The 25,792-nt window shown below is 64.8% G+C and carries 21 protein-coding genes, 1 pseudogene and 3 riboswitches; of the genes and pseudogenes, 15 read left to right on the forward strand and 7 right to left on the reverse strand.

Annotated elements, in window-relative coordinates:
* Positions 1-59: 59 nt before the first annotated feature.
* Together istA and ACQE2J_RS06225 are read left to right on the forward strand one after the other, a co-directional pair.
* Positions 60-1,646 carry an IS21 family transposase gene (istA, locus tag ACQE2J_RS06220; RefSeq protein ID WP_101602027.1) on the forward strand — a complete coding sequence of 529 codons (1,587 nt, stop codon included), beginning with the start codon at positions 60-62 and terminating at the stop codon, positions 1,644-1,646.
* Positions 1,643-2,413 carry an ATP-binding protein gene (locus ACQE2J_RS06225; RefSeq protein WP_101602029.1) on the forward strand — a complete coding sequence of 257 codons (771 nt, stop codon included), beginning with the start codon at positions 1,643-1,645 and terminating at the stop codon, positions 2,411-2,413. Before istA ends, ACQE2J_RS06225 begins: the two co-directional genes overlap by 4 nt.
* Before the next feature lie 329 nt (positions 2,414-2,742).
* Here the strand turns inward: ACQE2J_RS06225 and ACQE2J_RS06230 are convergent, their stop codons facing one another.
* Positions 2,743-3,186, reverse strand: a complete 444-nt coding sequence (locus tag ACQE2J_RS06230; protein WP_135541542.1) for an NUDIX hydrolase — start codon at positions 3,184-3,186, stop codon at positions 2,743-2,745.
* A riboswitch (TPP riboswitch) is annotated at positions 3,177-3,275 on the reverse strand. Its footprint overlaps the gene before it by 10 nt.
* Positions 3,276-3,711: 436 nt before the next feature.
* Positions 3,712-3,807, forward strand: a riboswitch (TPP riboswitch).
* Positions 3,808-3,895: 88 nt separating this feature from the next.
* Here ACQE2J_RS06230 and thiM point away from each other — a divergent pair.
* From thiM to ACQE2J_RS06255, 5 genes are read left to right on the forward strand one after another with little or no spacing between them, the layout of a single operon-like run.
* Positions 3,896-4,720 carry a hydroxyethylthiazole kinase gene (thiM, locus tag ACQE2J_RS06235; RefSeq protein ID WP_135541540.1) on the forward strand — a complete coding sequence of 275 codons (825 nt, stop codon included), beginning with the start codon at positions 3,896-3,898 and terminating at the stop codon, positions 4,718-4,720.
* A complete protein-coding gene (gene thiE, locus ACQE2J_RS06240) occupies positions 4,717-5,352 on the forward strand; it encodes a thiamine phosphate synthase (protein ID WP_205683375.1) in 636 nt (211 codons plus the stop codon). The genes thiM and thiE overlap by 4 nt, the downstream gene beginning before the upstream one ends.
* 55 nt (positions 5,353-5,407) lie before the next feature.
* Entirely contained in the window at positions 5,408-6,451 is a 1,044-nt protein-coding gene (locus ACQE2J_RS06245) for an ABC transporter substrate-binding protein (RefSeq protein ID WP_135541538.1), read from the forward strand.
* 2 nt (positions 6,452-6,453) lie between these two features.
* On the forward strand, positions 6,454-7,233 hold the full coding sequence (locus tag ACQE2J_RS06250) for an ABC transporter permease (protein WP_240689998.1): 780 nt from the start codon (positions 6,454-6,456) through the stop codon (positions 7,231-7,233).
* Positions 7,223-7,993: an ABC transporter ATP-binding protein gene (locus ACQE2J_RS06255; protein WP_135541534.1), complete on the forward strand. Its 771-nt coding sequence runs from the start codon at positions 7,223-7,225 to the stop codon at positions 7,991-7,993. Before ACQE2J_RS06250 ends, ACQE2J_RS06255 begins: the two co-directional genes overlap by 11 nt.
* Here the strand turns inward: ACQE2J_RS06255 and tenA are convergent, their stop codons facing one another.
* From tenA to thiD, 3 genes are read right to left on the reverse strand one after another with little or no spacing between them, the layout of a single operon-like run.
* Complete coding sequence (tenA, locus tag ACQE2J_RS06260) at positions 7,994-8,653, reverse strand: thiaminase II (RefSeq protein WP_135541532.1); 660 nt, start codon at positions 8,651-8,653, stop codon at positions 7,994-7,996.
* Positions 8,650-9,312, reverse strand: a complete 663-nt coding sequence (locus ACQE2J_RS06265; protein WP_135541530.1) for a TenA family protein — start codon at positions 9,310-9,312, stop codon at positions 8,650-8,652. The genes tenA and ACQE2J_RS06265 overlap by 4 nt, the downstream gene beginning before the upstream one ends.
* On the reverse strand, positions 9,309-10,133 hold the full coding sequence (gene thiD, locus ACQE2J_RS06270) for a bifunctional hydroxymethylpyrimidine kinase/phosphomethylpyrimidine kinase (protein WP_135541528.1): 825 nt from the start codon (positions 10,131-10,133) through the stop codon (positions 9,309-9,311). The genes ACQE2J_RS06265 and thiD overlap by 4 nt, the downstream gene beginning before the upstream one ends.
* Positions 10,134-10,209: 76 nt before the next feature.
* Positions 10,210-10,301, reverse strand: a riboswitch (TPP riboswitch).
* Between the two features lie 186 nt (positions 10,302-10,487).
* Between thiD and mobF the strand changes: the two genes are divergently transcribed.
* From mobF to ACQE2J_RS06285, 3 genes are all read left to right on the forward strand, one after another.
* Positions 10,488-14,045, forward strand: coding sequence for a MobF family relaxase (gene mobF, locus ACQE2J_RS06275; protein WP_167854467.1), 3,558 nt, complete (start codon positions 10,488-10,490; stop codon positions 14,043-14,045).
* A 162-nt stretch (positions 14,046-14,207) separates the two neighbouring features.
* Complete coding sequence (locus tag ACQE2J_RS06280; RefSeq protein WP_135541526.1) at positions 14,208-15,092, forward strand: HamA C-terminal domain-containing protein; 885 nt, start codon at positions 14,208-14,210, stop codon at positions 15,090-15,092.
* Positions 15,068-17,209, forward strand: coding sequence for a DEAD/DEAH box helicase (locus tag ACQE2J_RS06285; RefSeq protein WP_135541524.1), 2,142 nt, complete (start codon positions 15,068-15,070; stop codon positions 17,207-17,209). Before ACQE2J_RS06280 ends, ACQE2J_RS06285 begins: the two co-directional genes overlap by 25 nt.
* Positions 17,210-17,221: 12 nt before the next feature.
* On the opposite strand, the gene ACQE2J_RS06290 is transcribed toward ACQE2J_RS06285, so the two are convergent.
* The gene (locus ACQE2J_RS06290; RefSeq protein WP_240689996.1) at positions 17,222-18,136 is read right to left on the reverse strand and encodes a DNA-processing protein DprA; all 915 of its coding nucleotides are present in this window, start codon (positions 18,134-18,136) and stop codon (positions 17,222-17,224) included.
* A 210-nt stretch (positions 18,137-18,346) separates the two neighbouring features.
* On the opposite strand from ACQE2J_RS06290, the gene ACQE2J_RS06295 reads away from it, so the two are divergent.
* Together ACQE2J_RS06295 and ACQE2J_RS06300 are read left to right on the forward strand one after the other, a co-directional pair.
* Positions 18,347-18,712, forward strand: coding sequence for a sulfate permease (locus tag ACQE2J_RS06295; RefSeq protein WP_135541521.1), 366 nt, complete (start codon positions 18,347-18,349; stop codon positions 18,710-18,712).
* Between the two features lie 9 nt (positions 18,713-18,721).
* Entirely contained in the window at positions 18,722-18,958 is a 237-nt protein-coding gene (locus ACQE2J_RS06300) for a hypothetical protein (RefSeq protein WP_135541519.1), read from the forward strand.
* Positions 18,959-19,048: 90 nt separating this feature from the next.
* On the opposite strand, the gene ACQE2J_RS06305 is transcribed toward ACQE2J_RS06300, so the two are convergent.
* Together ACQE2J_RS06305 and ACQE2J_RS06310 are read right to left on the reverse strand one after the other, a co-directional pair.
* Positions 19,049-20,860 carry an ABC-F family ATP-binding cassette domain-containing protein gene (locus ACQE2J_RS06305; RefSeq protein WP_135541517.1) on the reverse strand — a complete coding sequence of 604 codons (1,812 nt, stop codon included), beginning with the start codon at positions 20,858-20,860 and terminating at the stop codon, positions 19,049-19,051.
* Between the two features lie 134 nt (positions 20,861-20,994).
* Positions 20,995-21,453, reverse strand: a pseudogene (locus ACQE2J_RS06310) (ATP-binding cassette domain-containing protein); the annotation flags it as partial.
* 326 nt (positions 21,454-21,779) lie between these two features.
* Between ACQE2J_RS06310 and ACQE2J_RS06315 the strand changes: the two are divergent.
* From ACQE2J_RS06315 to ACQE2J_RS06325, 3 genes are all read left to right on the forward strand, one after another.
* Positions 21,780-22,847 (forward strand): BMP family lipoprotein, encoded by a 1,068-nt coding sequence (locus ACQE2J_RS06315; protein ID WP_240689994.1) that lies wholly within the window; start codon positions 21,780-21,782, stop codon positions 22,845-22,847.
* Between the two features lie 74 nt (positions 22,848-22,921).
* Positions 22,922-24,562, forward strand: a complete 1,641-nt coding sequence (locus ACQE2J_RS06320; protein WP_426937308.1) for an ABC transporter ATP-binding protein — start codon at positions 22,922-22,924, stop codon at positions 24,560-24,562.
* A complete protein-coding gene (locus ACQE2J_RS06325) occupies positions 24,559-25,791 on the forward strand; it encodes an ABC transporter permease (RefSeq protein ID WP_426937309.1) in 1,233 nt (410 codons plus the stop codon). The genes ACQE2J_RS06320 and ACQE2J_RS06325 overlap by 4 nt, the downstream gene beginning before the upstream one ends.
* Position 25,792 lies beyond the last annotated feature (1 nt).

Consider the following 25,792-nt stretch of genomic DNA (forward strand, 5'->3'; position numbering starts at 1 on the left):
TCTGAGCGGTGGGGCGGCACGTCCGTGTCGCCCGTCACTGAGTCGGAAAGGCCCTTGGTATGGTCAACTATCGGGCGATCATGGAGCTGGTGCTCGCAGATCGCAGTTACAGCGAGGTCGTCGAGACCGTCGGATGCTCGCGACGCGACGTCTCTCGTGTGAAGCAAGCCCTCACCCGGCACGGAGTGACCTCGGCTGCGGCGGTCGGTGATGCCGAGCTCGCGGCGTGGTTCCCGGACGGACGCCGGCGGGTCTCGGTGGAGTACGCGCAGCCTGACCTGGCGCGCGTGCTGACGTCGATGAAGCAGAACCGGCACTTCACGCTGCTGCAGGCATGGCGCCGCTACGCCGACACCCAGAGCGGCGGGCAGAAGAAGTACGGGTATTCGCAGTTCTGCGCCCTGTTCGCCGACTACGTCAGATCGCATGACCTGGTCGCCGTGCTCCACCACGAGCCGGGACGGGCGATGCTCGTCGATTGGGCCGGTGACACGCTCGATCTCGTCGACGCGGTCACCGGGCAGGTCACCAAGGCGTACCTGTGGGTCGGGGTGCTTCCCTACTCGGGGGTGTTGTTCTGCCGCGCCTACGCGAACATGAAGTCGCCGGCGTGGCTGGACGCGCACGTGCGCGCGTTCTCGTTCTACAGGGGCGTGGTCCAGCTGGTGGTCCCGGACAACCCGACGACGTCGACGCATCCGCGGCGCAAGGGTGACCGGGAGCGGATTGTCAACGCCCGCTATCAGCAGCTCGCCGACCATTACGGGACCGCGATCGTCCCGGCCCGGGCGGGCAAGCCCCGCGATAAGGCCGCGGCCGAGAACGCCGTCAACGTGGTCAACAAGCGTGTCATCGGCTACCTCGAAGACGAGGTCTGGACGAGCCTGTCCGAGCTCAACGACGCGATCGAGCAGCGCGTCGACGAGATCAACCACGACCTGCGTCGGGCCGACGACACGACCCGGTGGCAGCGATTCGAGGCCGAGGAGCTGTCTTTGCTCGGTCCGCTGCCCGATGCGCGGTTCGAAGAGGTCGAGTGGAAAGAGCTCAAGGCAGGGCGGAACTACCACGTCACCGCCGATTCCCAGCGCTACTCCGTGCCCTATCAGCTAGCCGGGCGACTGTTGCGGGTCCGGCTGACGTCGTCGCGGGTGACGGTGTTCGACGGCACCGCGATCGTGTGTGAGCACCCCAGACTGTGGGGCCGCAAGGGCCGGTACTCGACGCTTCCCGAGCATGTGCCCAAGCAGCATCAGGGCATCGACGGCCTGTGGTCGAGGCGCTGGTTTACCGATCGTGCCCGCAGCGCCGGCCCGGCGACCGTGACGGTGATCGAGCAGGTCCTCGACCGGCAGACGATCGAGGCGCAGGGATATCTCGACTGCCAGAACATCCTGAGCGGACTCGGAAAGCAGAACCGGCAGCGGCTCGAGGCCGCCTGCCAGGAACTCGTCAACCGGGGCGGGTACGCCACCTACACGACGCTGAAGCGCATCATGGCTGCGATCGACAGCGACCAGAAGAAACCCAGGGCGCCGATCCCGGCCGCGTCCACACGCAAACGCGCAGCCAGCGCACCGAATGGACCCGATGTGTACGTGCGCGACGCGTCTCACTACGAGACCGGAGGGGAGGAGGCCCGGTGACGTTCACGAGCATCGATTACGACAAGTTCCGCCAGCTGCGGGTCACGCATATCGCGACCCGGTTCGAAGAACTCATCGACGACGAAGCCAACGACACGCTCACCCCGGAGCAGATCTTTCTCACCGCTACCGACGACGCACTCGAGCAGCGCCGGATCCACAAGGTCGACAAGCTCATCCGTGCCGCCGGCTTCCCCCTCCCGCAGGCATCGATCGCGGAGATCGACTACCGCGAGGATCGTGGCATCACCCCGGTGCGGATGCGTCGCTACGCCGCACACGACTGGCGAGCAGATCCCACCAACCTGCTGATCACCTCACCGACCGGCGGTGGGAAGACCTATCTGGCGTGCGCGCTCGGCATCGCGGCGTGTCACAACGGCCACTCCGTCGTCTACGCCCGGATGGACGACCTGGCCAGGAGGTTGGTGATCGCCCGCGGGGACGGTATCGCCCACCAGAAGCTGCTCAACGACCTCTCGCACACGGATCTACTCGTGATCGACGATTTCCTCACCGTCGGGATCGACAGCGACGCTGCCAGCGATCTGTTCGCAGTGCTGGCGAACCGGGAACACCGGCTGCCAACGATGATCGCCTCGCAGACGGGGCCAGCGCACTGGGTGGCCGAACTGCCGGACCGAGTCGCTGCGGACTCGATCGTGAACCGGCTGTCGAACCAGGCCCGAAAGATCAGCCTCGGCCAGATCGACATGCGCAGGCTCCGCCACGAGCAAGCCCGCGCCGACGACGGCTACTGGGAGTAGCCGCCAGGACGACAGGTGCCGGCCCCGAGCACACGCTCGGGGCCAGTACCACTCCCACCGAGCACCAGTACCAGGTACGTGGACTATCCGTACCAACCGACGCTACGCGCCACTTGAAGGTGGCATCATCGAGAACTGCGGGCATTTCGTACCGGAAGAACGCCCTGAATCTCTCGCTATGCGACTGCGAGACTTCTGGGATCGTCACGAAACGATCAACTGACAGAACCCGCATTGTGTCGCACTGCATCTACCAGGAACCCCGTGCGGTTCCAAAAGTAGTTGTCCTCTTTCCGTCGTTCGGTATCATTCAAACGTATTGAGATAGTTCAAGAGCTTTGCGCGAGCCGGAAGGCAGTCTCGGCAACTTCGCGCACATCAAGACTGAGTGCAAGGTCTCCGTGTTCGAGGTCTTCGATTGAAAACCAGCGTGCTTCCAGCGCGTCATCAGCTGCCACGGGTACCCCGGTTCGCCAGTCGCACCGCACCGCGACGAGGACGAAGTGCTGGAGGAGGGTGCCGGAGTCGTCGTGATGGAAGGCATCGACAGCGGTGAACACCTCGCGTGCCTCACCGTGCACGCCGGTTTCCTCATGCAACTCGCGTAGGGCGGCTTGCTGAATTGTTTCGCCGGTTTCGATTTTCCCCCCAGGGAAGCCCCACCGCCCGACATCTGGCGGGTTCGCGCGACGCACCAGCAGCACGTCGCCGCCACGGATGACTGCTGCGATCGTCGCGACGATCGGACGGGACGGAGAGGTGGAAGCACTCACTTGGACATTCCTTCGCTAGTTCGAACTAGAGCAGGTTCGACGGGTGTGATCTCAGCCGCAGATCCCGTGCAGCACCCCGTGTCACGTCACACCAGTCTACCGAGGATTTGTGCTGCTCATCGGTCGCTGGCTCTTTGCGAGGGAACGTTTATCCGAGGTCTTGCGTTCACTCCCGCCGCTTTTTTCGTGTACTGACGGAGGTGCGGGTTCCGTGCAGCAGGAGTGGAGGGCGCCGATGCCGCCGGCCGATCTCACCCGGAGCCCCTCAGAGGCTGGTAGTCCTCAGCGTCTCCGTGCTCCTGCCGACCGCATGGTTTTGTACCAGGATGGGGCCGTGGTCGGCTGCCCGTGTTGGTATTTGATCTTTCTATATGGTCCCTGACACCGTGGGCTGCACCGATCTGGTTCAGTGTCGGCGAATCACCGTCGACAGCCCCCGCCAGGATCTGCCGTGCTCCTGACCATCGGCGGCCCTAGCGTTCCACGGGAGTGCTCCCAGTTGTGGCCGAATGCGTTAGGGTAGTGGGCAGTGACACGGGGTGCCGCACCCAGCGGCTGAGATCACACCCGTCGAACCTGATCCAGTTCGTACTGGCGAAGGGAATGTCCGGATGACTTCAGCGCGTTCGAGATACCGATCCAGGTGTCCGCTTTCGGCGTGCCGTCATGGTGATCGACTTTCTTTCGCAGTGGAAGAAAGCGAGAGTTCATGTCTGTCTCATCATCCGCGGTTCTGCTCGGTGAGCTGAGGGCGCAGACCCCGTTGGTGCAGTGCATCACTAACTCGGTGGTCACGAACTTCACCGCGAACACCTTGCTGGCCATCGGCGCGGCACCGGCGATGGTCGACATCGTCGGCGAGGCCGGACCGTTCGCCCGTGTCGCCGGGGGCCTGTTGGTGAATCTGGGAACGCCGATCCCGGAGCAGCGTGCGGCGTCCGAGGAAGCGGTCGCCGTGGCGAACGATGCGGGCACGCCGTGGGTGCTCGATCCGGTCGCGATCGGGTCGCTGCCCATCCGGACAGCTCTCGCCGAGAAGCTCGCCGCCCAGCACCCGTTCGCGATCCGGGGCAACGCCTCCGAGATCCTCGCGCTCGCGGGGGCCGGAACGGGTGGCAAGGGCGTCGAAAGTGCGGATGAGACCGAGGCGGCCGCACCGATCGCGATGCGGTTGGCGAGAGACCTGCGCACAGTCGTGGCGGTGTCTGGGCCGGTGGATCTGGTCACCGACGGTGAGCGCATCCTCCGGGTTTCAAACGGCGATCTGCCGCTGACGAAGATCACCGGCGGTGGGTGCGCGCTGGGTGCGCTGATCGCGGCATTCGCTGCCATCCGTGGTGAGTTCTCACCGGTCGAGGCGGTGGCTGCTGCGCATGTCGTGTACGGGATCGCCGCTGAGCGGGCCGCTGCAGAGACGGCGGGGCCCGGGTCGTTCGCTGCCCGTCTGCTCGACGCGCTGTACGCGATCAGCGCAGCGGAGGTGAGCGCGTCGGAGCAGGTGCGCGCCGAGACGGCGCCGGGCGGTGGGGCGTGAACCTCGGCATCTACCTGGTGACCGATCGTGCGCTCTGCGGTGAACGGGGCGTGGCGGAGACCGTGCGGGCAGCCGTCGATGGCGGGGTGCGCACCGTACAGCTGCGCGACAAGCATGCCGGCTTCGATGCACATCTGCGTGAGCTCGAACGTCTGGCGGAAGCGATCCAGGGCCGCGCGCTGCTGCTGGTCAACGACCGGCTCGATGTCGCGATAGCAGCGAGAGAACGCGGCATCCCGGTCGACGGGGTGCATCTTGGGCAGGGTGACCCCGCCGTGCGATCGGCGCGCGACGAGTTCGGCCCCGATGCCGTGATCGGCCTGACAGCGAACAGTGACGAGCACCTCGCAGCGGTGACGCATTTACCCGAAGGCACTGTGGACTACCTCGGCATCGGCGTGATCCGCCCCACGGCCACCAAGCCGGACCATCCTCCGGCGCTGGGGTTCGACGGCTTTCGACGCCTGGCGGCCGCGGCGTCGGTGCCCTCGGTCGCGATCGGCGGCATCGGTATAGACGATATCGCCCGGCTGCGCGACGACGGCGCCGCAGGGGCTGCCATCGTCTCCGCGATCTGCGCCGCCGAAGACCCCAAGGCGACCGCGCGCCGATTCGTGCGGGCCTGGGGCTGAGCACGAACCGCCCCTGATTCCCAAACCTCATTCCCCGAACAGAACATGGAGAACCGTGACCATCTCACCCAGATTCCGACGCGCATTGACCGCAGCCAGCGCAATCGCGCTCACCACCGTCGTCCTCACCGGCTGCGCCGGCACCGACAACGATGCCCCGGCCGATGATCAGCGCACGACCGTGCGTTTCGCGCTCGACTGGACCCCGAACGTGAACCATACTGGCCTGTACGTGGCCCTGCACGAGGGGTACTTCGAAGACGCCGGCATCGATGTCGAGATCCTGCCGTTCAACAACAGCAACCCCGAGGTGCTCGTCGACGCTGGTCAGGCGGAGTTCGGTATCAGCTTCCAGGACACCGCCTCCATGTCGATCGCCTCCGGCGCCGACCTCACATCGGTGCTCGCCGTGCAGCAGACGTGGGCGACCGAGGTCGCTGTGCTCGGCGACCGCGACGACATCACTAGCCCCGCAGACCTCGACGGTCTCGTCTTCGGCGGCTTCGACAACCCCGCCGAAACGATCACCATGCAGGGTGTCGTGCAGGCCGCAGGCGGTCAAGGCGACTTCGAGACTGTCGTGCTCGGCACGAGCGCATACGAGGCGCTCTATTCGGGGGACGTGGACTTCACCGTTCCGTTCGTCGCGGTGGAGGGCGTCGAGGCTGAGCAGCGCGGGATCGAGCTGAAGAACTTCGCCTACACCGACTACGGGTTCCCCGACGCCTATCAGGTGATCGTCGTCGGCAACGGTACTTGGCTCGAGGAGAACCCCGATGTGGCGCGCGACTTCGTGCAGGCGCTGGCCCGAGGATATGAGGACTCGATCGCCGATCCGGAGGCGACGGCGGAGATCCTGCAGGAGGAGAACTCCGGTCTGCTCACCGAGCTGGACCTGCTGGTCGCAGGGCAGCAGATGCTCTCCGAAGGCTACATGCTCGATGAGAACGGCGACTTCGGCCTGCAGACCGAGGAGCACTGGAGCGAGCTGGGCGAGTTCCTCTTCGATACAGGGCTGCTCACCGACCGCGACGGGAAGCCGCTCGACGAGCAGCCGGACTGGTCGGAGTTCTTCACGAACGAGTACCTGCAGGACTGATCGTGCGGGCGCGCTCCTGGGCGAACCTGTGGGTGCCGCTCGTCTTCCTCACCGTGCTCGTCGCAGTGTGGGAGGCGGCCGTGCACCTGACCGGGGCGCGCCCGCAGGTGCTCCCCGCCCCGTCCCGTGTCGCGGAGTCGGGATGGGAGCACCGCGCCGCGATCGTCGATCACGCCGCGGCCACGCTCAGCGTGACAGCGGTCGGCTTCGGCGTCTCCCTGGTGTGCGCATGGATAATCGCGATCGCCATCGACTTCTCACCGCTCATGCGCCGAGGCCTCATCCCTCTGCTGGTCGCCTCGCAGACCATCCCTGTCATCGCGATCGCGCCGCTCATGATCATCTGGTTCGGATTCGGGCTGCTACCGAAGATCCTCGTGGTCGCCCTCGTCACCTTCTTCCCGATCACGATCGGCCTCGTCGAAGGCTTCGCACACACAGACCGGGAAGCCTCCGCACTGCTGCGCAGCATGGGGGCGGGGAGGATCCGCGAGTTCTTGCTCGTCAGGCTCCCCTCGGCACTCCCATTGTTCTTCACCTCGCTCAGAATCGGGATCACCTACGCGGTGATCGGGGCGATCTTCGCCGAATACGTCGGCGCGAAAGAAGGGCTTGGAATCTACATGAGCGTGCAGAAGAACGCGTTCCGCACCGACCTCGTGCTCGCCGCAGTCGCCGTCACGGCACTCGTCAGCATCACCCTCTACCTCTCCACCTACCTCATCGAACGGCTCGTCATCCCCTGGCACCTGAAGGAAAGGAGGGCGGCGAATGAGCGCTGAAACCGCGCCCCGCCTCGAACTCGACGAGATCACCCGCGAGTTCCAACTGCGACGCGGTCAGACCCGTCGTGTGCTCGACGCCGTCTCGCTCCACGTGTCACCAGGCGAGCTCGTCTCGATCATCGGGCCGTCCGGGTGCGGCAAGAGCACCCTGTTCAACATCATCGCCGGCCTCGACCAGGCCACTTCGGGTAGCATCCGAGTCGACGGACGAGAAGCGGCTGGATCCTGCAACCACGCCGCCTACATGCCCCAGAAGGATCTCCTCTTTCCCTGGCGCAGCATCGCCGAGAACGCCGCACTCGGCCTCGAAGTGCAAGGGATCAAGCGCCGTGCTGCTCAGCAACAGGTACGCGAGTGGTTCCCTCGCTTCGGCCTCTCGGGGTTCGAGGATGCTCTGCCGTTCGAACTGTCCGGCGGGATGCGGCAGCGCGCGGCGCTGCTGCGCACCGTGGTGCAGCAACAGCAGACCCTGCTGCTCGACGAACCCTTCGGTGCGCTCGATGCGCTCACCAAGCAGGAGCTGCAGGCCTGGCTGCAGCAGGTCTGGATCGAGCACGACTGGACCGCCCTGCTCATCACACACGACGTTCGCGAGGCGATCCTGCTCTCCGACCGCGTCGTCGTACTCACCCCACGCCCAGCCTCCGTGCGCATGGTGATCGATGTCGCACTTCCCAGGCCGCGTGGCATCGAGACCATCGCTCACCCCGAGTTCGCGCGGCTCGAACGCACACTGCTCGAAGCCCTGAGCAGCTGATCAGGCGGCGGAGTCGAGTGCCTGCTGCCAGAAATCGGCCTCCAGCCGGGTGGCGGCGCGGAACACCTGCACAAGCGCCTCGAACCGCTGTTCGGTGACCTCGCCGCCGGTCAACGCGTCAAGGCGTTGGATCGCAGCCGTTGCGGCTCCCTGGAACTCGGGACCGGCGTACTCGGCGATCCACTCCGCGTACGGGTGACCCTCGCGGGCCCGGCGCGCCGGATCGAGAGCGACGCCGATCTCGCCGTAACCGATCGTGCAAGGGGAGAGTGCGACGTGCAGGTCCAGCAGGTCGCCCGACATGCCGGTGTCCAGCACGTAGCGGGTGTAGGCGACCGTCGCCTGCTTCTCAGGCGCCGCATCGAGCTCGTCTTCCGGGATGCCCCACCTCGCGGTGAGGCGACAGTGCAGCTCGGTCTCGTGCAGGATCGCGCGCAGCGCTCCGCTCGCGTCTGTGATGTCGGCGAGGCTGCGACTCTTGTACGCGGCCAACGCGTTCGCGCGGGCGAACTGCACGAGAAACAGGTAATCCTGCACCAGGTAGTCCTGGAACACGGGCAGCGGCAGGGTGCCCTCGCTGAGCTTCTGTACGAACTCGTGCTCGGTGTAGGTCCGCCACTCGGGGCCGATCGCGGTCTTCAGGTCTGCGAAGAGGGTCATCGGGCTACTCCTTCCAACGGGTGGGTATAGCTGGCGTCGAAGAACTCCAGCTCGATCGCGACGGCCCGCGCGAAGAAGTCCTCGGCAAGCGCCTGCTGCGCGGGGCCGACCCGGTCGAGCTCGGCGCGGAGGAAGGCGACGAGGTCGTGGAACCCGGGGTAGTCGTGGAGCGTGATCCAGTCGGCATGCACGAAGCTCTCCGGCAGCGCTTCAGGCGCGTTCGTGGCCCAGTCGAGGTACAGCCATTCAGTGACGAGCAGCACCGCAAGAATCACCGCGTACTCGCGGGTCTCGGCCGCCTCGCGGAACAGCGCCGTGAACGCGGTGGTCGCCTCCGTGTCGGGGATCAGCTCACGCTGCTCTTCGGTCACGCCGAGCGCGTCGAAGGCGCGCAGGAAGTAGGTGCTCTCGTCGCCCGCGACTTCGCCGATGAAGCGGGCCAGCCTCAGCCGCGGCTCGAGCGCGTCGGCGCTCGCGACCGCAGAGCCGAGCAGTACCAGGAAGCCGTCGAGGAAGCGATAGTCCTGCACGAGGTAGCCAGCCATCACGGCGTCGTCGATGCTGCCGTCGAACAGTTCGCGCACGAAGCGGTGCGAGACCGCCCGCTCCCAGGTGTCTCGGTTCTGATCGCGCAGCGCGTCGGTGAATCTCTCGGTCATCGTTCTCCTCCTCGGTCAAGTGCGTCGCCCCAGAGGGCGTGGAAGTGGTGGACGGGGCCGTGACCGGAGCCGACCTCCAGGTCTCCGGCGCGGAGAAGCGCCTCGGTGAGGTACTCCTTTGCGTGTTGCACCGCCACGGGCACGGCCTGGCCCGGGAGGAGGGCGGCGAGCGCGGCCGACAGGGTGCAGCCGGTGCCGTGATTGTTCACGGTGTCGATGCGCGGTGCGGTCAGCTCGATGGTCTCGGCACCGGTGAGGATGTCGATGCTCTCGCCGCTGCCGAGGTGACCGCCCTTCAGCAGCACCCAGCCGGCTCCGAGGCCACGCAGCTCATCCAGCGCCGCCCGCATCCCTGCGAGGTCGCCGATCTCGGTGTCGCGTCCGAGCAGGACCGAGGCCTCGGGGAGGTTCGGGGTGATCACGGTGGATCGCGGCACCAGTCGCTCGCGGATCGTGTCGACGGCGTCCTGCTCGAGGAGATGATCTCCGCTCTTGGCGACCATCACTGGGTCGAGCACCACCGGGCACTTCGTGTAGCGGTCCAGACTCTCGGCGATCGCCTCGGCGATAGCGGCGTTGGCGACCATCCCGATCTTCACTGCGTCTACGCGCACGTCCTCGAACACCGCGGCGATCTGATCCGCAACGAATCCCGGCTCCAGAGCGACGAAGCCCTGCACACCCTGTGTATTCTGAGCAACGACGGCCGTGATCACGCTCATCCCGTAAGCGCCCTGCGCGGAGAAAGCCTTCAGATCGGCTTGGATCCCCGCGCCCCCGGTGGGGTCAGTGCCCGCGATGGTCAATACGTTCGGAATCAAAGTCCCGTCTCCATCTCTCGCTCGTGTCGAGCCTGGAAACGGGAGTGCGCGCCAGCACCCGCAAGTGTGCCTGCATAACGTCGTTCATCGACATCCCTCCGCGAGTCCGAACTCGATCAGGTTCCCGGGTGTGATCTCAGCCCGCGTCGGGCACCCCGTGTCTACACATCCACCATAGCCAAAAATCATCGTCGAGGGGCGAACGCGGCGCGGAACTACTCCGCTCAGACGTGCGAACGCCGTGACCGACGGCTGTCAATACCGTTACGTTGACGAGGTGCTACGCAGAGTAACGCACGCCGCTCGGACATTGTCACCGTTCTGCATGGTGACTGCGCGGTTCACCTGATCTGCATGACGGTCTCGATGCGGGTGATGAGTGCGGGTGACGGGTACAAGTACCTGCTTCGCACGATCGCTGCCGCCGACGGCGATCGCTCCCTCTCGACCCCGCTGACCAGGTACTACACGGAGGAGGGAACACCACCGGGCACTTGGATGGGGTCGGCTCTGCACGGCCTCGGCGACGGGCAGATCGTTCACGGCGATGAGGTCTCAGAGTCGCAGTTGCAGTTGCTGATCGGCATGGGCCGCGACCCCGTCAGCGGCGACCCGCTCGGGCGGGCCTTCCCACGGTACGTCTCGGTCGCGGAACGGATCGAGCAGCGCGTCGCGGACCTCGACCCTGGCCTGGGGATGGGTGAGCGTGCCGAGCAGATCAGCCAGATCGAGGCCGAGGAGATCGAGCGGGGCAACCGCCGTTCGGTTGCGGGCTTCGACTACACGTTTTCGGTGCCGAAGTCCGTTTCGGTGCTGTGGGGCGTGGCCGACGCCGGCACGCAGGCCCTGATCGCTCAGGCGCATCACGACGCGGTCGCCGAGGTCGTGGACTTCATGGAGCGCGAGGTCGCCGCGACCCGCACCGGCTACACCGCCGCCGATGGCGCGGTCGCCCAGGTCGACGTGACCGGCCTGATCGCCACGGCCTTCGATCACTACGACAGCCGCTCCGGGGACCCGCAGCTGCACACCCACGTCGTGATCTCCAACAAGGTCCAGACCGCGTTGGACGGACGCTGGCGGTCGCTGGACGGGCGGCCCATGCATGCGGCGGTGGTCGCGCTCTCGGAGCATTACAACGCGGTTCTGGCCGACCGCCTCACCGGCACGCTCGGCGTGGAGTGGGAGGCGCGGGATCGGGGCCGGGACCGTAACCCGGCGTGGGAGATCACCGGGGTCAGCGAGGAGCTGATCGAGGAGTTCTCCTCCCGCGCCCGCGATATCGATGCCGAGGCCGACCGGCTCATCGCCGCCTACACCGCCGAGCACGGTCGCCGGCCCTCGGCGCGGACGATCGTGCGCCTGCGCGCCCAGGCCACCCTCGCCACCCGCCCCGAGAAGCAGGTCCACTCCCTGGCCGACCTGACGAGCGGCTGGCGCGAGCGGGCCGGCCGTCTACTGGGTGAGGACGCGACCGGCTGGGCCGGTGGTCTCCTCGCCACGGCGCAGCAGGTGCGGCCGTTGCGGACTGATGATGTGCCGTTAGAGGTGATCGCCAAGCTCGGCGCCTCGGTGGTCGAGGTTGTGGGCGAGAAGCGCTCGACCTGGCGGCGATGGAACCTCCACGCCGAGGCAAGCCGACAGTCGATAGAATGGCGGTTCGCGACCGCGAGCGACCGGGAGGCCACCGTGGGGATGATCGCCGATGCCGCCGAGCAGGCCTCACTGCGGCTGACGCCGCCCGAGCTCGCTACCAGCCCGGCCGCTTTCCGCCGCCCAGACGGCACCAGCGTGTTCCGGCGCCGCCACTCGACCGTGTTCTCCTCCACGGTGCTGCTGAAGGCCGAAGACCGTCTCCTGGAACGCTCCCGCACCCTGACCGGCCCGATGGTCGAGGTCGAGACGGTCGAGAAGATCACCGCGAAGCCCGACCGGGAAGGGCACCTGCTCGGCGACGACCAAGCGGCAGCGCTCACCCAGATCGCAGTCTCCGGCCGGGTTCTCGACGTGTTGGTCGGCCCGGCCGGTGCCGGGAAGACCACCGCCATGGCAGCGCTGCGCCAGGCATGGGAGAAGCAGCACGGGAAGGGCTCGGTGGTCGGGCTTGCGCCGTCGGCGGTGGCCGCGCAAGTTCTCGGTGAGGATCTCGGGATCGCGACCGAGAACACGGCGAAATGGTGGCAGAACCATCTGACCCAGGGCACCACGTTCGAGGAAGGTCAGCTCGTCATCATCGACGAGGCTTCCCTTGCCGGCACCCTGTCGCTGGATCGCATCACCGCCCTGGCGGCCGGCGCGGGTGCGAAGGTGCTGCTGGTCGGCGACTACGGGCAGCTCCAGTCGGTCGATGCGGGCGGGAGTTTCGGGATGCTCGTGGCCGACCGCGACGACGCTCCCGAGCTCGTGGACGTGCACCGCTTCGTCCACGAATGGGAGAAGACCGCCTCCCTCGATCTGCGCCACGGCCGCACCCGCGTGATCGACACCTACGCAGGTCACGGCCGCATCAGCGATGGTGACGCCGAGGACATGATCGACGCCGCCTACACCGCCTGGCGTGCCGACCGCGACGCCGGACGGGCGTCGGTGCTGATCGCCGAGACCCGCGATGACGTGACCGCGCTGAACGCGAGGGCCCGTGCCGACCTGATCCTGGACGGCACGATCCGCCCCACCAGAGAGGTCGCGCTGGCCGAGCGCACGTCCGCAGGGGTCGGGGACACGATCATCACCCGCCGCAACGACCGGCGCCTGCGCACCGGCACAGGCCGGGGGTGGGTGCGCAACGGCGAACGGTGGCAGGTCACTGACGTGCGCGATGATGGGTCGATCACGATCCGCAAGCCCGGCCGAAGGTTCGGGTCGATCGTGCTGCCGGCCGACTACGTGGCCGAGCACGTGGATCTGGGATACGCCGTCACTGCGCATAGGGCGCAGGGCATCACGGTCGATGCCGCACATGTGCTGGTCGAGCCGTCCTCGACCCGTGAGAACGTCTACGTCGCGATGACCCGCGGCCGCGAGTCCAACCACGCCTACGTCGTCCTCGACCGCCCCGACGACCACGCCGCACCGCACCCCTCGGACAACGAGGAAGCCACCGGCCGCTCGGTCCTCTACGGAGTGCTGCAGCACTCGGGAGCCGAGCTCTCCGCGCACGAGACGATCACCGCCGAGCAGGACCAGTGGGGCTCGATCGCTCAGCTCGCCGCCGAGTACGAAACCATCGCCGCAGCCGCCCAACACGACCGCTGGGCCGCCCTCATCCGCGACTCAGGCCTGACCGAAGAGCAGGCCGACGCCACGCTGGGCTCGGTCGCGTTCGGAGCGCTGACTGCCGAGCTGCGCCGCGCCGAGGCCAACCACCACGACGTCGATACACTCTTCCCGCGCCTGGTGGCTGCTCGCGGCTTCGATGACGCCGAGGACATCGCCAAGGTCATGCACTACCGTCTCGCACGCGCCACCGCCCAGCCGGCCGGGTCGGGGCGCACGAGGAAGACCCCGCGGCTGATCGCCGGCCTCATCCCGCACGTGCAGGGCCCGATCGCGGCAGACATGCTCCAGGCCTTGACCGAGCGACGAGAGCTGATCGAGACCCGCGCCGACGCGATCCTCGACACCGCCCGCCAGACCGGCGAACCGTGGACCCAGCCGCTCGGTGACCCGCCGTCCGGTGACCGCGAACAGGCACGCTGGCGACGTGACGCCCGGACCATCGCGGCCTACCGCGACCGCTACCAAATCAGCGACGACACCCCACTCGGCCCGGCACCCCAGAGCGCGGCGCAGAAGATTGACCGCGCCCGCGCAGCGGCAGCCATACGTCGGGTAGCTGCGGATACTCCTCAGACCGGAGACTCTGTCGCCCAACGTTCTGTCAGCGTCAGGAGGCAAGAACGATCCCTGTGACATCTGGTGACACTCACGCCAGAGGACCTCTTGGCTACAGCCGAAGAGGATAGGATGTGACTCAACCGCATGGCTGCGGCACGCGTAGCTATGACAGCAACTTCGACCTCATGGGCACCTCCGTTGAGCGTCTTCAGCTATCCACGGAGGTAACTGTCGGCAATGGCTACGAAGCTCCCAGTTCCTGAGACGATCCTTGAACTCGTCGTAGATCACACCGACAGTCTCTTACCATCTGCAACGTTTTGCGCCGGTTTCGAAGATGGAACATGGCGCTCCGATGACCTCAGCGTCGACCTGATCAATTGGGCAGCCGATTGGATTCTTCCTACGCAAGAACTGGAAGGGTACAACCACGCTACTGGCACAGCACTGCTCGGGAAGGCTCTCAGTCGTGTTTACGCCACCATCGACTTTGAGAGAAGAGGAGAAATTGGTGAACTCCTCCTTCACATGATTCTGCGCAAGTTCTATGGAAGTTCGCGACTTATATCCCGGATCTACTTCAAAGACGCTGCCAACGACACTGTCAAAGGTTTCGACTGTGCCCACATTGTCGATACAGGAGCCTCCGGGGAACTAGAACTCTGGCTTGGCGAATCGAAGCTCTATAAGGACAGCTACGGTGCAGCCAGCGCAATATATGATGAGCTGAAGCTACATCTCAGTCGCGACTACCTGCGGTACGAATTTGCCGCCATAACCGACAAGATTCCTGACGACTATCCTCACCGGGACATGATCACCGCGCTGTTGTCTCGAAAGACCTCGTTGGACAGAACATTCAAGAGTGTCGTAGTTCCTATCTTCATTTCCTATGACAGCGAAGCTGCGGGCAGGCACAAGGAGAGCACTGAGGAGTACCTCGCTGATCTACGAACCGAGGTCATGAACAACTGGAAGAGTCTGCGAGACAGGTACGAGAACTGGACACTTCCTCGTCAGATCAGGGCACACGTGTTTTTCTTCCCAATGGACACCAAGGCCGAACTCACGTCCGCTTTCGATGGGAGGTTGAAAGCATGGCAGGCTCTCACGCAGAACTGACATCTCTGCTACGCGGTGAGGTTGACGACGAGTTTGAGATCCTATCCGATATTGCTGCTTTCACTTCAATTAATGGCATCGGATCTGAAAGCACGGATCTTGTAATTCGAGCGCTTGAGAAAATCAGTAGGACGGGACCCGAGGGCGAAATCCTTCGAAGTCTAGCAATGATGCACGGACTGTACCCCTATGCCGTTCAAGGTGCAGACCATGACTCTCTTCGGGATGCGGTCATCATGGAAATGAACCGACCCAACCCAGCCTCTGAGACCGTCTTCCACCGCATTCAGTCTCAAGTATTTCACCGCCTGGTTGAAGGAGAGAATGTAATTCTCTCGGCGCCAACCAGCTTTGGAAAGAGCGTGGTTATAGATGCACTAGTTCAAACTGGCAGGTACAAGAACCTGGTACTCGTGGTTCCTACCATCGCACTTCTGGATGAGACCCGCCGACGCCTCTCCCAATTTCGTGAGTACAAGATTGTCACCCACCCGAACCAGGAGTTGAGTGAACGCAACATCCTGGTCATGACACAGGAGCGGTTGCTCGCGGTTCCTCAACTCCCTGCGGTTGATTTGTTCTTCATTGACGAGTTCTACAAGCTCGCGGAGGAGAGCGAAGGCACTCTAGAACAACGCGCATCAATGTTGAATCAGGCATTCTTGCGACTCGCTAAGACTGGCGCCCAGTTTTACTTTGCGGGTCCAGTCGTGGATGGCCTCGCATCAGTCCTCCCTTCTAACCTTCGTGCTTCTTTCATCAGAACTGATTTCTCCACCGTTGCTGCTGACACCAGAAAAATCAAGGCTTCAAACGACGAAGAACGCCTCGCGATAGTAGCCGAATTGATTGGTTCGTCCTGTGACCCCACGTTGGTATATTGCCAAAGCCCAGCAAAGACGCGAAAGGCTTTGGAAGCGCTGATCGAACAGCGGTCAAGTGGCGCGACCGTTAGTCGGGGCTTACCGGAAGTAGCCGAGTGGATCGAAGAGAACTACCATCCGGATTGGATTGTCTCAAGAGCGCTGCGACGTGGTGTGGGTGTGCATCATGGACGCCTTCCTCGTTGGCGCGCACAAAAGATGGTACAGGGATTCGAAGACGGTGATCTTGACACGCTTGTCTGCACGAACTCTCTGATCGAAGGAGTCAATACCCGAGCAAAACGCATCATAATTCTTGATCGCAAAGTTGCTAATAGGGCATACAACTACTTCACATTCGCTAACATACGTGGCCGTGTTGGCAGAATGTTTAAGCATTTCGTGGGTGAGATCGTACTCTTTCATGATGCCCCGACGAGAGAGTTTCCCGAAATTGACATTCCTGGTGTCAGCCAAAGCGATATTGCCCCGAGTTCACTACTCGTGCAGATCGACGAAGGAGATTGGAGCGACGAGACCAGGGAGCGGGTGTCACCTGTATTAGAAGAGTCGGGCCTTAGCCTGAAGGTTCTGCGCTCGATAAAGGGGGTAGAACCGGAAGCTGCAACCGAGCTTGCGAAGCATATTCGCACGCTGCCCACGTCACGGCTTCAGCCGCTGCAGTGGTCTACTTCCTACCCAAAATGGGCGGAGCTTCGGGCAGTCTGCGAACTGATGTGGAACTACATTCCTCCTTCGTATCATCGTGGGCACGGCGCATACAGCGCGCAGCAAGTCGCTTATCAAGTCAATCAAGCATCTCTCGTTGAAGGCCGAATGAAGGACATTATCGCGGGGTTTGTTGAGAACGAGCATGACCAATCTCCCAGCGTTGACGAGAAGATTGAGGCGGCGTTCGATTTCGTGCGGTACTGGCTAGACCACAATTTTCCCACTGCGTTGAGGGCGCTCGATGTAGTCGTGAGCGAGATTCTTGAGGAGCGCGGATTGGAATCTGGGTCATTCGACGGTTTCTCGGCCCGAGTTGAGAGCATGTTCTCCGCTCCGCATCTCACTACGTTGGAAGAGTACGGCCTGCCTCTTGAGATATCGCGACAGTTGGTACGCGGACTTGGGAACTCCCGAAGTCTCGATGAGATGCTTGAAGCAATTCAGGTGTTGCGTGGCACAGAGAGAATACCGCTTACTAGTTTTGAACGTTCGCTTCTCGGAGAAGTAGTGGCAACGATCTAGTTTCCGCTGCACTCAACCCATCAACCGAGTAAAGGGCACCTCGGTATCGGTGATGATCTCACCGCGTCCGCGCTTGATGAGCTCATGCGGCCCCACACTCGCCGCCGACGTGACCGGGCCGGGGACCGCTCCGACGGCGCGGCTATGCCGGTGGGCTTCTGTTGCCACCAGCAGCGATCCCGACCGGAAGCCTGCCTCTGGGATCACCGTCGCGCCCGAGAGCGCACCCAGCAGACGGGCGCGGGCCATGAACCGCCACCGGGTCGGCGTCGCCCCCGGAGGAGCCTCGCTGGCCAGCATCCCCAGATCGCCGATCCGGGCCAGCAGGTCCGAGTTCCCGCGCGGGTAGGGACGGTCAATGCCGCCGGCCAGTACCGCGATCGTGCCTCCACCGCCGGCGAGTGCCGACCGGTGTGCTGCGGCGTCTCTGCCGTAGCCGCCGCCGGCGACGATGGTGCGCTCCTGTTGGGCCAGGTCTCCGGCGAGATGCCCGGCGACCTGGACGCCGTACTCGCTGGCCGCCCGGGAGCCGGTCATCGTGACCCGATCCGTGAGAGCGCCTGCGAGGAAGGAGGTCGCCCCGCGTGTCCACAGCAGGTACGGGGCGCGGGAGCCGAGGTCGTTGAGCGCGTGCGGCCAGTCCGTATCGGTCGGGATGAGCGTGGACATACCGGCTCGTTCCGCCTCCGCAACTCGTGCGGGGATGTCGCCCTCAATGCGCGGGGCGACGCGGTTGCGCCAGGCGATCGCATCGGCGCGGTTCATCTCCGGCACCGCGGCCTGGTCGTCTTCGAGCAGCTGGAGCGTCTCGACCCCGCCGAGTCGGTGCAGGATGCGGCCGGTGGCCGCGTCGTCAGGCTCGGCGATCATCGACAGCATCATCCGTGCCTGCCGCTCACCCTTCGCCTGCTCTGCCAGCTTCGCCATGATCTGTGTCCCTTCCCAGACGGTCACCGGCAAGGTGCACCGCCAGCGACCGAGCACGGCCCGCGGGGGCTACCGCGCGTCGTACGCGCGGCGTAGAGTGAGAAGCACAGAGGCAGATTCGCCCCTCACCATGTAGGCCCCCTTTTTGGGGCCGTCCTTCGGGACACTCCACACGTACTGCCTCACCACAGTTACGTGCTTGGAGGCATCATGTTCCGACTCATCTGGTTCGCCAGCATCCATATCCGCGTCTTCATGCGCCGCCGGATGCCGACCAACATCGTGCTCGACAAGGTCCGCACCCGTCGCGGCCTCAAGTGGGGCATCCCGGCGATGCTGCTCGCGATCCCCTACCTCTACACCGCGAGCCTACTGACCGTCATCATCCGTGACGGCGAGCCGGGCTGGCTCAACCTCATCGTGCTGGTCGCGATCTGGTCGGCGCTCAAGTTGCTCTGGATCGGCCCCGTCAGCCTGGTTCTGCTCGCCCGCGTGCGCATCCACGAGCACACCGAGCGGCGCACGGAGCGTAACTCTCGGGAGCACGTTATCGCCGAACCGACGGTCTCGGCGTAGGAGTGCACGATGGGCAAGTACGTGAAGAAGACCTCGCAGCGTCGGTACGACGAACGACATTTCTCTATCAGGGCGGTGCATCGCGAACCACCCGATCTGCACAAGCTGTCGGAGATGCTGATCCGTCTCACGTTGCAGGAGATCGGAGAATCACGAGCCAGTCGTCGCGCCGAAGAGGTTCCCGAGACCTACCGAGAACCCACCCCCGCCGAAACAGGAAACGAGCACAGACCGCCGCAGGCCTGATCACCCCGGTCATCGGGATCAGCATTCGCGCCTGTCGCTCACGAAGCGGCAGGCGCGAACCTCTGTCTGCGGGGCGGGAGCCCTGGCCCGTCAGCTGATCGATTCGGACAGCTCCAGCCACCGCTCTTCGAGCTCGGCGACCTCGCCCTCCGCCTCGCGCAGCTCATCGGTATGGCCTTGCAAGCCCTCGTAGTCGCTTTGATCGTGGTCGGCGAGACGCTGGTGGATACGGTCGATGCTTCCCGACAGCTTCTCCAGCCGGCGCTCGATCGCACCGATCTCCTTCTGCACCGCCCGGCGCTCCGCACCCGACAACTCCGAAGACGAAGACGACGACGCCGTCTTCTCCTCGCTGCTCTGAGCGCTCATCGGCGACGGTGTCACGGCCTGCTGCTCCTGTGCGGCTCGCAGCCGCAGATACTCGTCCACCCCGCCGGGCACATGCCGCAGCCCGCCATCGAGGATCGCGTACTGCTGGTCGGTGACCCGCTCCAGCAGGTAGCGGTCGTGGGAGACCACGATCAGCGTGCCCGGCCAGGAGTCCAGCAGGTCCTCCAGCGCGGCGAGCATATCCGCGTCAACATCGTTCGTCGGCTCATCGAGGAGCAGCAGATTCGGCTCGCTGAGCAGCAGCATCAGCAGCTGCAGTCGCCGCTTCTGCCCACCGGAGAGGTCATCGACCCGCGCCGACAGATGCTCGCGGGCGAACCCCAGGCGTTCCAGCAGCTGCGCCGGGGTGAGGTCCTTGCCGTCGATCTGGAACGTCGTCTTGGTGCGGGCCAGCACCTCGCGCACCCGGTCCCCGCCGATGTCGGCGAGCTGGGAGAACTGCTGATCGAGGATGCCGACCTGCACCGTCTTACCCCGCTTGACCCGACCCTCGGTCGGCTCCAGAGTGCCGCAGATCAGCCCGAGCAGCGTGGACTTGCCCGCACCGTTCGCGCCCAGGATGCCGGTGCGCTCACCCGGAGCGATACGCCAGGTCACCTCATCGAGAACCGTCCGACCCCCGAAACTCACGCTCACGTCCTCCAGGTCCACCACCTGCTTGCCCAGCCGAGCGACCGCGACCCGCTGCAGCTCGATGGGATTGCGCACCGGCGGCACGTCAGCGATCAGCTCGTTGGCCGCGTCGATCCGGAACTTCGGCTTCGACGTCCGCGCTGGAGCACCACGGCGCAGCCAGGCCAACTCCTTGCGCATCAGGTTCTGCCGCTTGCTCTCGGCCGCAGCCGCCATTCGATCCCGCTCCACCCGCTGGAGCACGTACGCCGCGTAGCCGCCCTCGAACGGCTCGACCATGCCGTCGTGCACCTCCCAGGTCTCGGTGCAGACCTCATCGAGGAACCAGCGATCGTGCGTAATGACCAGCAGCCCACCGGAGTTCTTGGGCCAGCGCCGCTTCATGTGCTCGGCCAGCCAGGCGATGCCCTCCACATCAAGATGGTTCGTAGGCTCGTCGAGAGCGATGAGCTCATAGTCACCCACCAGCAGGGCCGCGAGAGCCACGCGTCGTCGCTGCCCGCCGCTGAGCCGGCCGATCACAGCATCCCAGGAGATGTCCGCCACGAGCCCGCCGATCACATCGCGGATGCGCGCATCGCTGGCCCACTCATGCTCCGGCGCGTCACCGACGATCGAGTACCCGACTGTAGCCTCCGGGGCCAGATCATCGCTCTGACCCAGGACCCCGAATCGCACGCCGCCCCGTCGGGTGACCCGACCCGCCTGCGGCTCGATCTGCCCCGAGAGCATCCCCAGCAGACTCGACTTGCCGTCACCATTGCGGCCGACGATCCCGATCCGGTCGCCTTCCTCAATCCCAACAGAGAGCGAGTCGAAGACCACCCGCGTCGGGTACTCCAAATGCAGCCCTTCGGCCCCCAGCAGAGGTGTAGCCATTAGCGACCACCCTTCCCGGCTAGCGCAGTACGACACGGCACGCCAGACCGCCTCCCACAGGCCCGACGACGAGCACTAGGGCGTGACGCCGCCCTGCCGCGACGGTAGAATCGAGGTGTCCGGAACGAACAACCCATCGAATTGTTGGGTTCGTCGAGGATGAGCAGGTCCCAATCGCCGATGAGCAGGGCGGCCAGCGCCACCCGGCGACGCTGCCCGCCGGAGAGGCTGGCGATCGTCGAATTCCAGTCGAGGTCGGAGATGAGGCCCGAGATGATGTCCCGGGCCTTCGGGTCCGCCGCCCATTCGTGGTCAGCGGCGTCGCCGACGACGGAGAAGCCGACGGTCGCCTCATCATCGAGATCGTCGCGTTGCCCGAGCATGCCCAGGCGCAGCCCGCCGCGATAGGTCACCCGCCCGGCATCGGGTTCGATGGTGCCGGCGAGCATGCCGAGCAGGCTCGACTTGCCGTCGCCGTTGCGGCCGACGATGCCGATCATGTCTCCGGACTCGACGCCGAGGGTGACGGAGTCGAAGACGACGCGGGTGGGGTATTCGAGGTGCAGGGCTTCGGCCCCGAGAAGATGTGCCATATCGTCCTCCAGCCTAATTCACCGCGGGCCGCCGACCGCCCCACCATGCGGCCCTCGCTGTTCGGGCCGCTCGCCGTACCCGTCTCAAACACGAGGCCGATCCTGCTCGCATTCCGGACCGGCAGCGGCGTTCCGTGACCGATTATTGCGTTTTCATATCGGTGTCCGTGTTCGACGTGCTAGCAAGCCGTTCGAAACGTCTTCGGTGCATTAGACTGGCCGAAACTCACCAAAATATGACAGATCGTCCAGTGGTTTCACATTTTCGGCAGGGGCAGCCAGGGGCCTCGACCGTGTCCGCTGTCTGTGACTAGAAAAGAGAAAACGTGAAGAAGCTCGCTTCAGCGGTGTCGATGATCGCCGCATCCGCCCTTGTGCTCTCGGCCTGCGGTTCCGGCGGTGGCGGAGATTCCGCCGACGACTACCTCGCCTGCATGGTCTCTGACTCGGGCGGCTGGGACGACCAGTCGTTCAACCAGTCCGGCAAGCAGGGCATGGAGAACGCGGTGAAGAACCTCGGCATCGAGGAGAAGGACGCAGAGTCTCAGGGCGACTCGGACTTCAAGCCGAACGTCGACAACATGGTCCAGGCCGGCTGCAACCTCACCTTCGGCGTCGGATTCCTCCTCGAGGACACGATCCAGGAAGCCGCCGAGGCGAACTCCGACCTCAACTTCGCGCTCATCGACTCCACGTTCTCCGACGCCGACGGCAAGCCCGTGACCATCGACAACGCCAAGCCCGTCGTCTTCAACACCGCCGAGGCCGCGTACCTCGCCGGCTATGTCGCTGCCGCCTCTTCCGAGTCCGGCAAGGTCGGCACCTTCGGCGGCATCCAGATCCCGTCGGTGACGATCTTCATGGACGGCTTCGCCGATGGTGTGAAGAAGTTCAACGAAGACAACAAGAAGGACGTCAAGCTCCTCGGCTGGAACAAGGAGAAGCAGGACGGATCGTTCTCCGGTGACTTCGAGAACCAGGGCCAGGGTCAGGAACTGACGAAGCAGCTCATCTCCCAGGGCGCCGACGTCATCATGCCCGTCGCCGGCCCCGTCGGCCTCGGAGCGGCCGCCGCCGCGAAGGATGCCGGCGACGTCAAGCTCGTGTGGGTCGACTCCGACGGCTACGAGTCGACCGAATACGGCGACATCATCCTCACCTCGGTGGTCAAGGAGATCGCGAATGCGGTCGAGGACACCATCAAGGAAGGCACCGAGGATAACTTCACCAATGAGCCCTACATCGGCACCCTCGAGAACGAAGGCGTCGGTCTCGCTCCCTTCCACGACTTCGAGGACGAGGTTCCTGAAGATGTGAAGAAGAAGGTCGAAGATCTCAAGAAGCAGATCATCGACGGCTCCCTGACGGTCGAGTCTGAGAGCACGCCGAAGTAAGCTCATCGGTTAAACTGCAGGGCCGGAGATCTTCGGCCCTGCAGTTTTCAAATTTGTGAGGAGAACCGGGAGCAGTGAAACTCGAGCTTCGCGGGATGACCAAGGTGTTCGGATCGTTCGTGGCCAATGACCACATCGACCTCACCATCGAGCCGGGCGAGATCCACGCCCTGCTGGGTGAGAACGGCGCCGGAAAATCCACCATGATGAACGTCCTCTACGGACTCTACGACGCCGATGGGGGAGACATCCTCATCGACGAGGAACCGGTGAAGTTCTCCGGCCCCGGCGACGCCGTGGCAGCCGGCATCGGCATGGTCCACCAGCACTTCATGCTCGTGCCGGTCTTCACGGTCGCCGAATCCGTGGCGCTGGGCTACGAGCCGACGAAGAGTCTGGGACTCCTCGACATCGCCGAGGCGAGGAAGAAGGTCACCGAGATCTCCTCCCGCTTCAATTTCAACATCGACCCCGATGCGCTCATCGAGGATCTGCCCGTCGGCGCCCAACAGCGGGTCGAGATCATCAAGGCCCTGTCCCGCGACGCGGAGATCCTCATCCTCGACGAGCCCACAGCCGTGCTCACGCCGCAGGAGACCGATGAGCTCATCTCGATCATGCGCCAGCTCAAGGAGCAGGGCACCTCGATCGTCTTCATCACCCACAAGCTGCGCGAAGTCCGTGCGATCGCGGACTCGATCACGGTCATCCGTCGCGGCAAGATCGTCGGCGAGGCCTCCCCGGACTCGACCGAGACCGAGCTGGCCAGCCAGATGGTCGGCCGTGCCGTCTCCCTGACGACCGAGAAGGACGATGCCGACCCCGGCGATGCGACCTTCCAGGTCAGGAACCTGACCGTCGTCGACAAGGCCGAGAACGTCGTCGTCGACGATGTGTCATTCGACGTCCGCCGCGGCGAGATCCTCGCCGTCGCCGGCGTGCAGGGCAACGGCCAGACGGAACTGGCGGAGACGATCATCGGTCTGACCGAACCGCGCCTGGGCACGATCACCCTCGACGGGAAGAGCCTCGGCGGAGCATCCGTCAAGGACCGCCTCGGCGCCGGCATCGGATTCGTGCCCGAAGATCGGTCGACCGACGGCATCATCGCGGAATTCGCGATCCGCGACAACATGATCCTCGACGTCTACGACCGTGAACCCTATGCGAAGGGGCTCAACCTCAGATCGAAGACCATCACCGCGGAAGCGAAGAAGAAGGTCGAGGAATTCGACATCCGCCTCGGCAGCGTCGTCGACCCGATCTCGACCCTCTCGGGAGGCAACCAGCAGAAGGTCGTGCTCTCCCGTGAGCTCGGCCGTGAACTGCGGCTCTTCATCGCCAGCCAACCCACCCGCGGCCTCGATGTCGGGTCGATCGAGTTCGTGCACAAGCGCGTCATCGCCGAACGCGACTCCGGCACCCCCTGCATCATCGTTTCGACCGAGCTCGACGAGGTCTACGGGCTCGCCGACCGCATCGCCGTGATGTACTCCGGGCGCATTGTCGGCATCGTCGGCGCAGACACCTCCCGCGAGGCCCTGGGCCTGATGATGGCCGGTGTCCCCGCCGACGAAGCGCTGGCCGCGACCACCGGGACGAGCGATGGCTCTGACCATGCGCGGGCCGCCACCGATGAGGCGGGGACCGCTGCCACCGCAGCGGGAACCGCGGACGACGACTCAGCCACCACCTCGGCGGAGGAGACCAAATGACGACTGATATCTCACCGGCGGCCCCCTCTGCGGCACCGCCGCCGGAGAGCGAGGCCGAGGACGGCAAGCAGCAGACTCTCCTCCAGGAGATCCTGTCGGGGTCCTGGCTGGTCTCGCTGCTGGCGATCGTGCTCGCCCTCCTGCTCGGCGGTGTCCTCATCGCTGTGTCCAACGCGGAGGTCGTCGCGGCGGCCGAGAACTTCTTCGCCGCCCCCGGCGAGTTCTTCTCCACTCTCTTCTCGACCATCGGCAACGCGTATTCGGCCCTGTTCCGCGGCGCGGTCTTCGACTGGGACGCCCGCACGGCCGAACGGGCTATCCGTCCGCTGACCGAGTCGATGGTCTCGGGCACCCCGCTCATCCTCACCGGTCTCGGCATCGCTCTGGCCTTCCGCTGCGGGCTGTTCAACATCGGCGGTCAGGGCCAGGTCATCCTCGGCGCGACCATCGCCGGTTTCCTCGGCTACGCGCTTCCGCTGCCTCCGGTCGTGCACATGCTCGTCGCCGTCCTCGGCGGCATCGTCGGCGGCGCGATCTGGGCCGGCATCGCCGGTGTGCTCAAGGCACGGACCGGAGCCAACGAAGTGATCGTGACGATCATGCTCAACTCGATCGCCGGTTATGCGCTGGGCTACCTGCTCAAGCAGAACTGGTTCACGCACACGACATCGGCGAACCCGCAGTCACGCGTCATCGACGACTCCTCGCAGATGTTCCTGCTCCTGCCGGCACCGTTCCGCCTCCACTTCGGCTTCATCATCGCGATCCTCGCCACGATCTTCGTGTGGTGGCTGCTCGACCGGTCGACCATCGGTTTCGAATTCAAAGCCGTCGGTGCGAACCCGCATGCGGCCCGCACCGCCGGCATCTCCGTGTCGAAGGTGACGATCATCGTCATGATCGTCGCCGGTGCACTGGCCGGACTCGGCGGCGCGGCACAGGTGCTCGGCACCGAATACAAACTCACCGGCGGCATCAGCGGTTCGATCGGCTTCGACGCGATCACCGTGGCTCTGCTGGGACGCTCGAAGCCCTTGGGCACGTTCCTCGCCGGTCTGCTCTTCGGTGCGTTCAAGGCCGGCGGTTACCTCATGCAGTCGCAGACGGGAACGCCGATCGACATCGTCCTCGTCGTCCAGTCCGTCATCGTGCTGCTCATCGCGGCCCCGCCCCTGGTGAGGTCGATCTTCCGGCTGCCCACACCGGTGCTCAAGCGGAAGGAGGACTGAG

It is taken from the genome of Brevibacterium sp. LE-L (assembly GCF_050214925.1).
Lineage (GTDB): Bacteria > Actinomycetota > Actinomycetes > Actinomycetales > Brevibacteriaceae > Brevibacterium.

Bases quoted from the DNA above. Each gene is read 5' to 3' on its own strand.
- istA (WP_101602027.1), top strand. From the start codon at position 60: ATGGTCAACTATCGGGCGATCATGGAGCTGGTGCTCGCAGATCGCAGT.
- thiM (WP_135541540.1), top strand. From the start codon at position 3,896: ATGTCTGTCTCATCATCCGCGGTTCTGCTCGGTGAGCTGAGGGCGCAG.
- ACQE2J_RS06255 (WP_135541534.1), top strand. From the start codon at position 7,223: ATGAGCGCTGAAACCGCGCCCCGCCTCGAACTCGACGAGATCACCCGC.
- tenA (WP_135541532.1), bottom strand. From the start codon at position 8,653: ATGACCCTCTTCGCAGACCTGAAGACCGCGATCGGCCCCGAGTGGCGG.
- ACQE2J_RS06265 (WP_135541530.1), bottom strand. From the start codon at position 9,312: ATGACCGAGAGATTCACCGACGCGCTGCGCGATCAGAACCGAGACACC.
- mobF (WP_167854467.1), top strand. From the start codon at position 10,488: ATGACGGTCTCGATGCGGGTGATGAGTGCGGGTGACGGGTACAAGTAC.
- ACQE2J_RS06280 (WP_135541526.1), top strand. From the start codon at position 14,208: ATGGCTACGAAGCTCCCAGTTCCTGAGACGATCCTTGAACTCGTCGTA.
- ACQE2J_RS06285 (WP_135541524.1), top strand. From the start codon at position 15,068: ATGGCAGGCTCTCACGCAGAACTGACATCTCTGCTACGCGGTGAGGTT.
- ACQE2J_RS06290 (WP_240689996.1), bottom strand. From the start codon at position 18,136: ATGGCGAAGCTGGCAGAGCAGGCGAAGGGTGAGCGGCAGGCACGGATG.
- ACQE2J_RS06295 (WP_135541521.1), top strand. From the start codon at position 18,347: ATGTTCCGACTCATCTGGTTCGCCAGCATCCATATCCGCGTCTTCATG.
- ACQE2J_RS06300 (WP_135541519.1), top strand. From the start codon at position 18,722: ATGGGCAAGTACGTGAAGAAGACCTCGCAGCGTCGGTACGACGAACGA.
- ACQE2J_RS06305 (WP_135541517.1), bottom strand. From the start codon at position 20,860: ATGGCTACACCTCTGCTGGGGGCCGAAGGGCTGCATTTGGAGTACCCG.
- ACQE2J_RS06325 (WP_426937309.1), top strand. From the start codon at position 24,559: ATGACGACTGATATCTCACCGGCGGCCCCCTCTGCGGCACCGCCGCCG.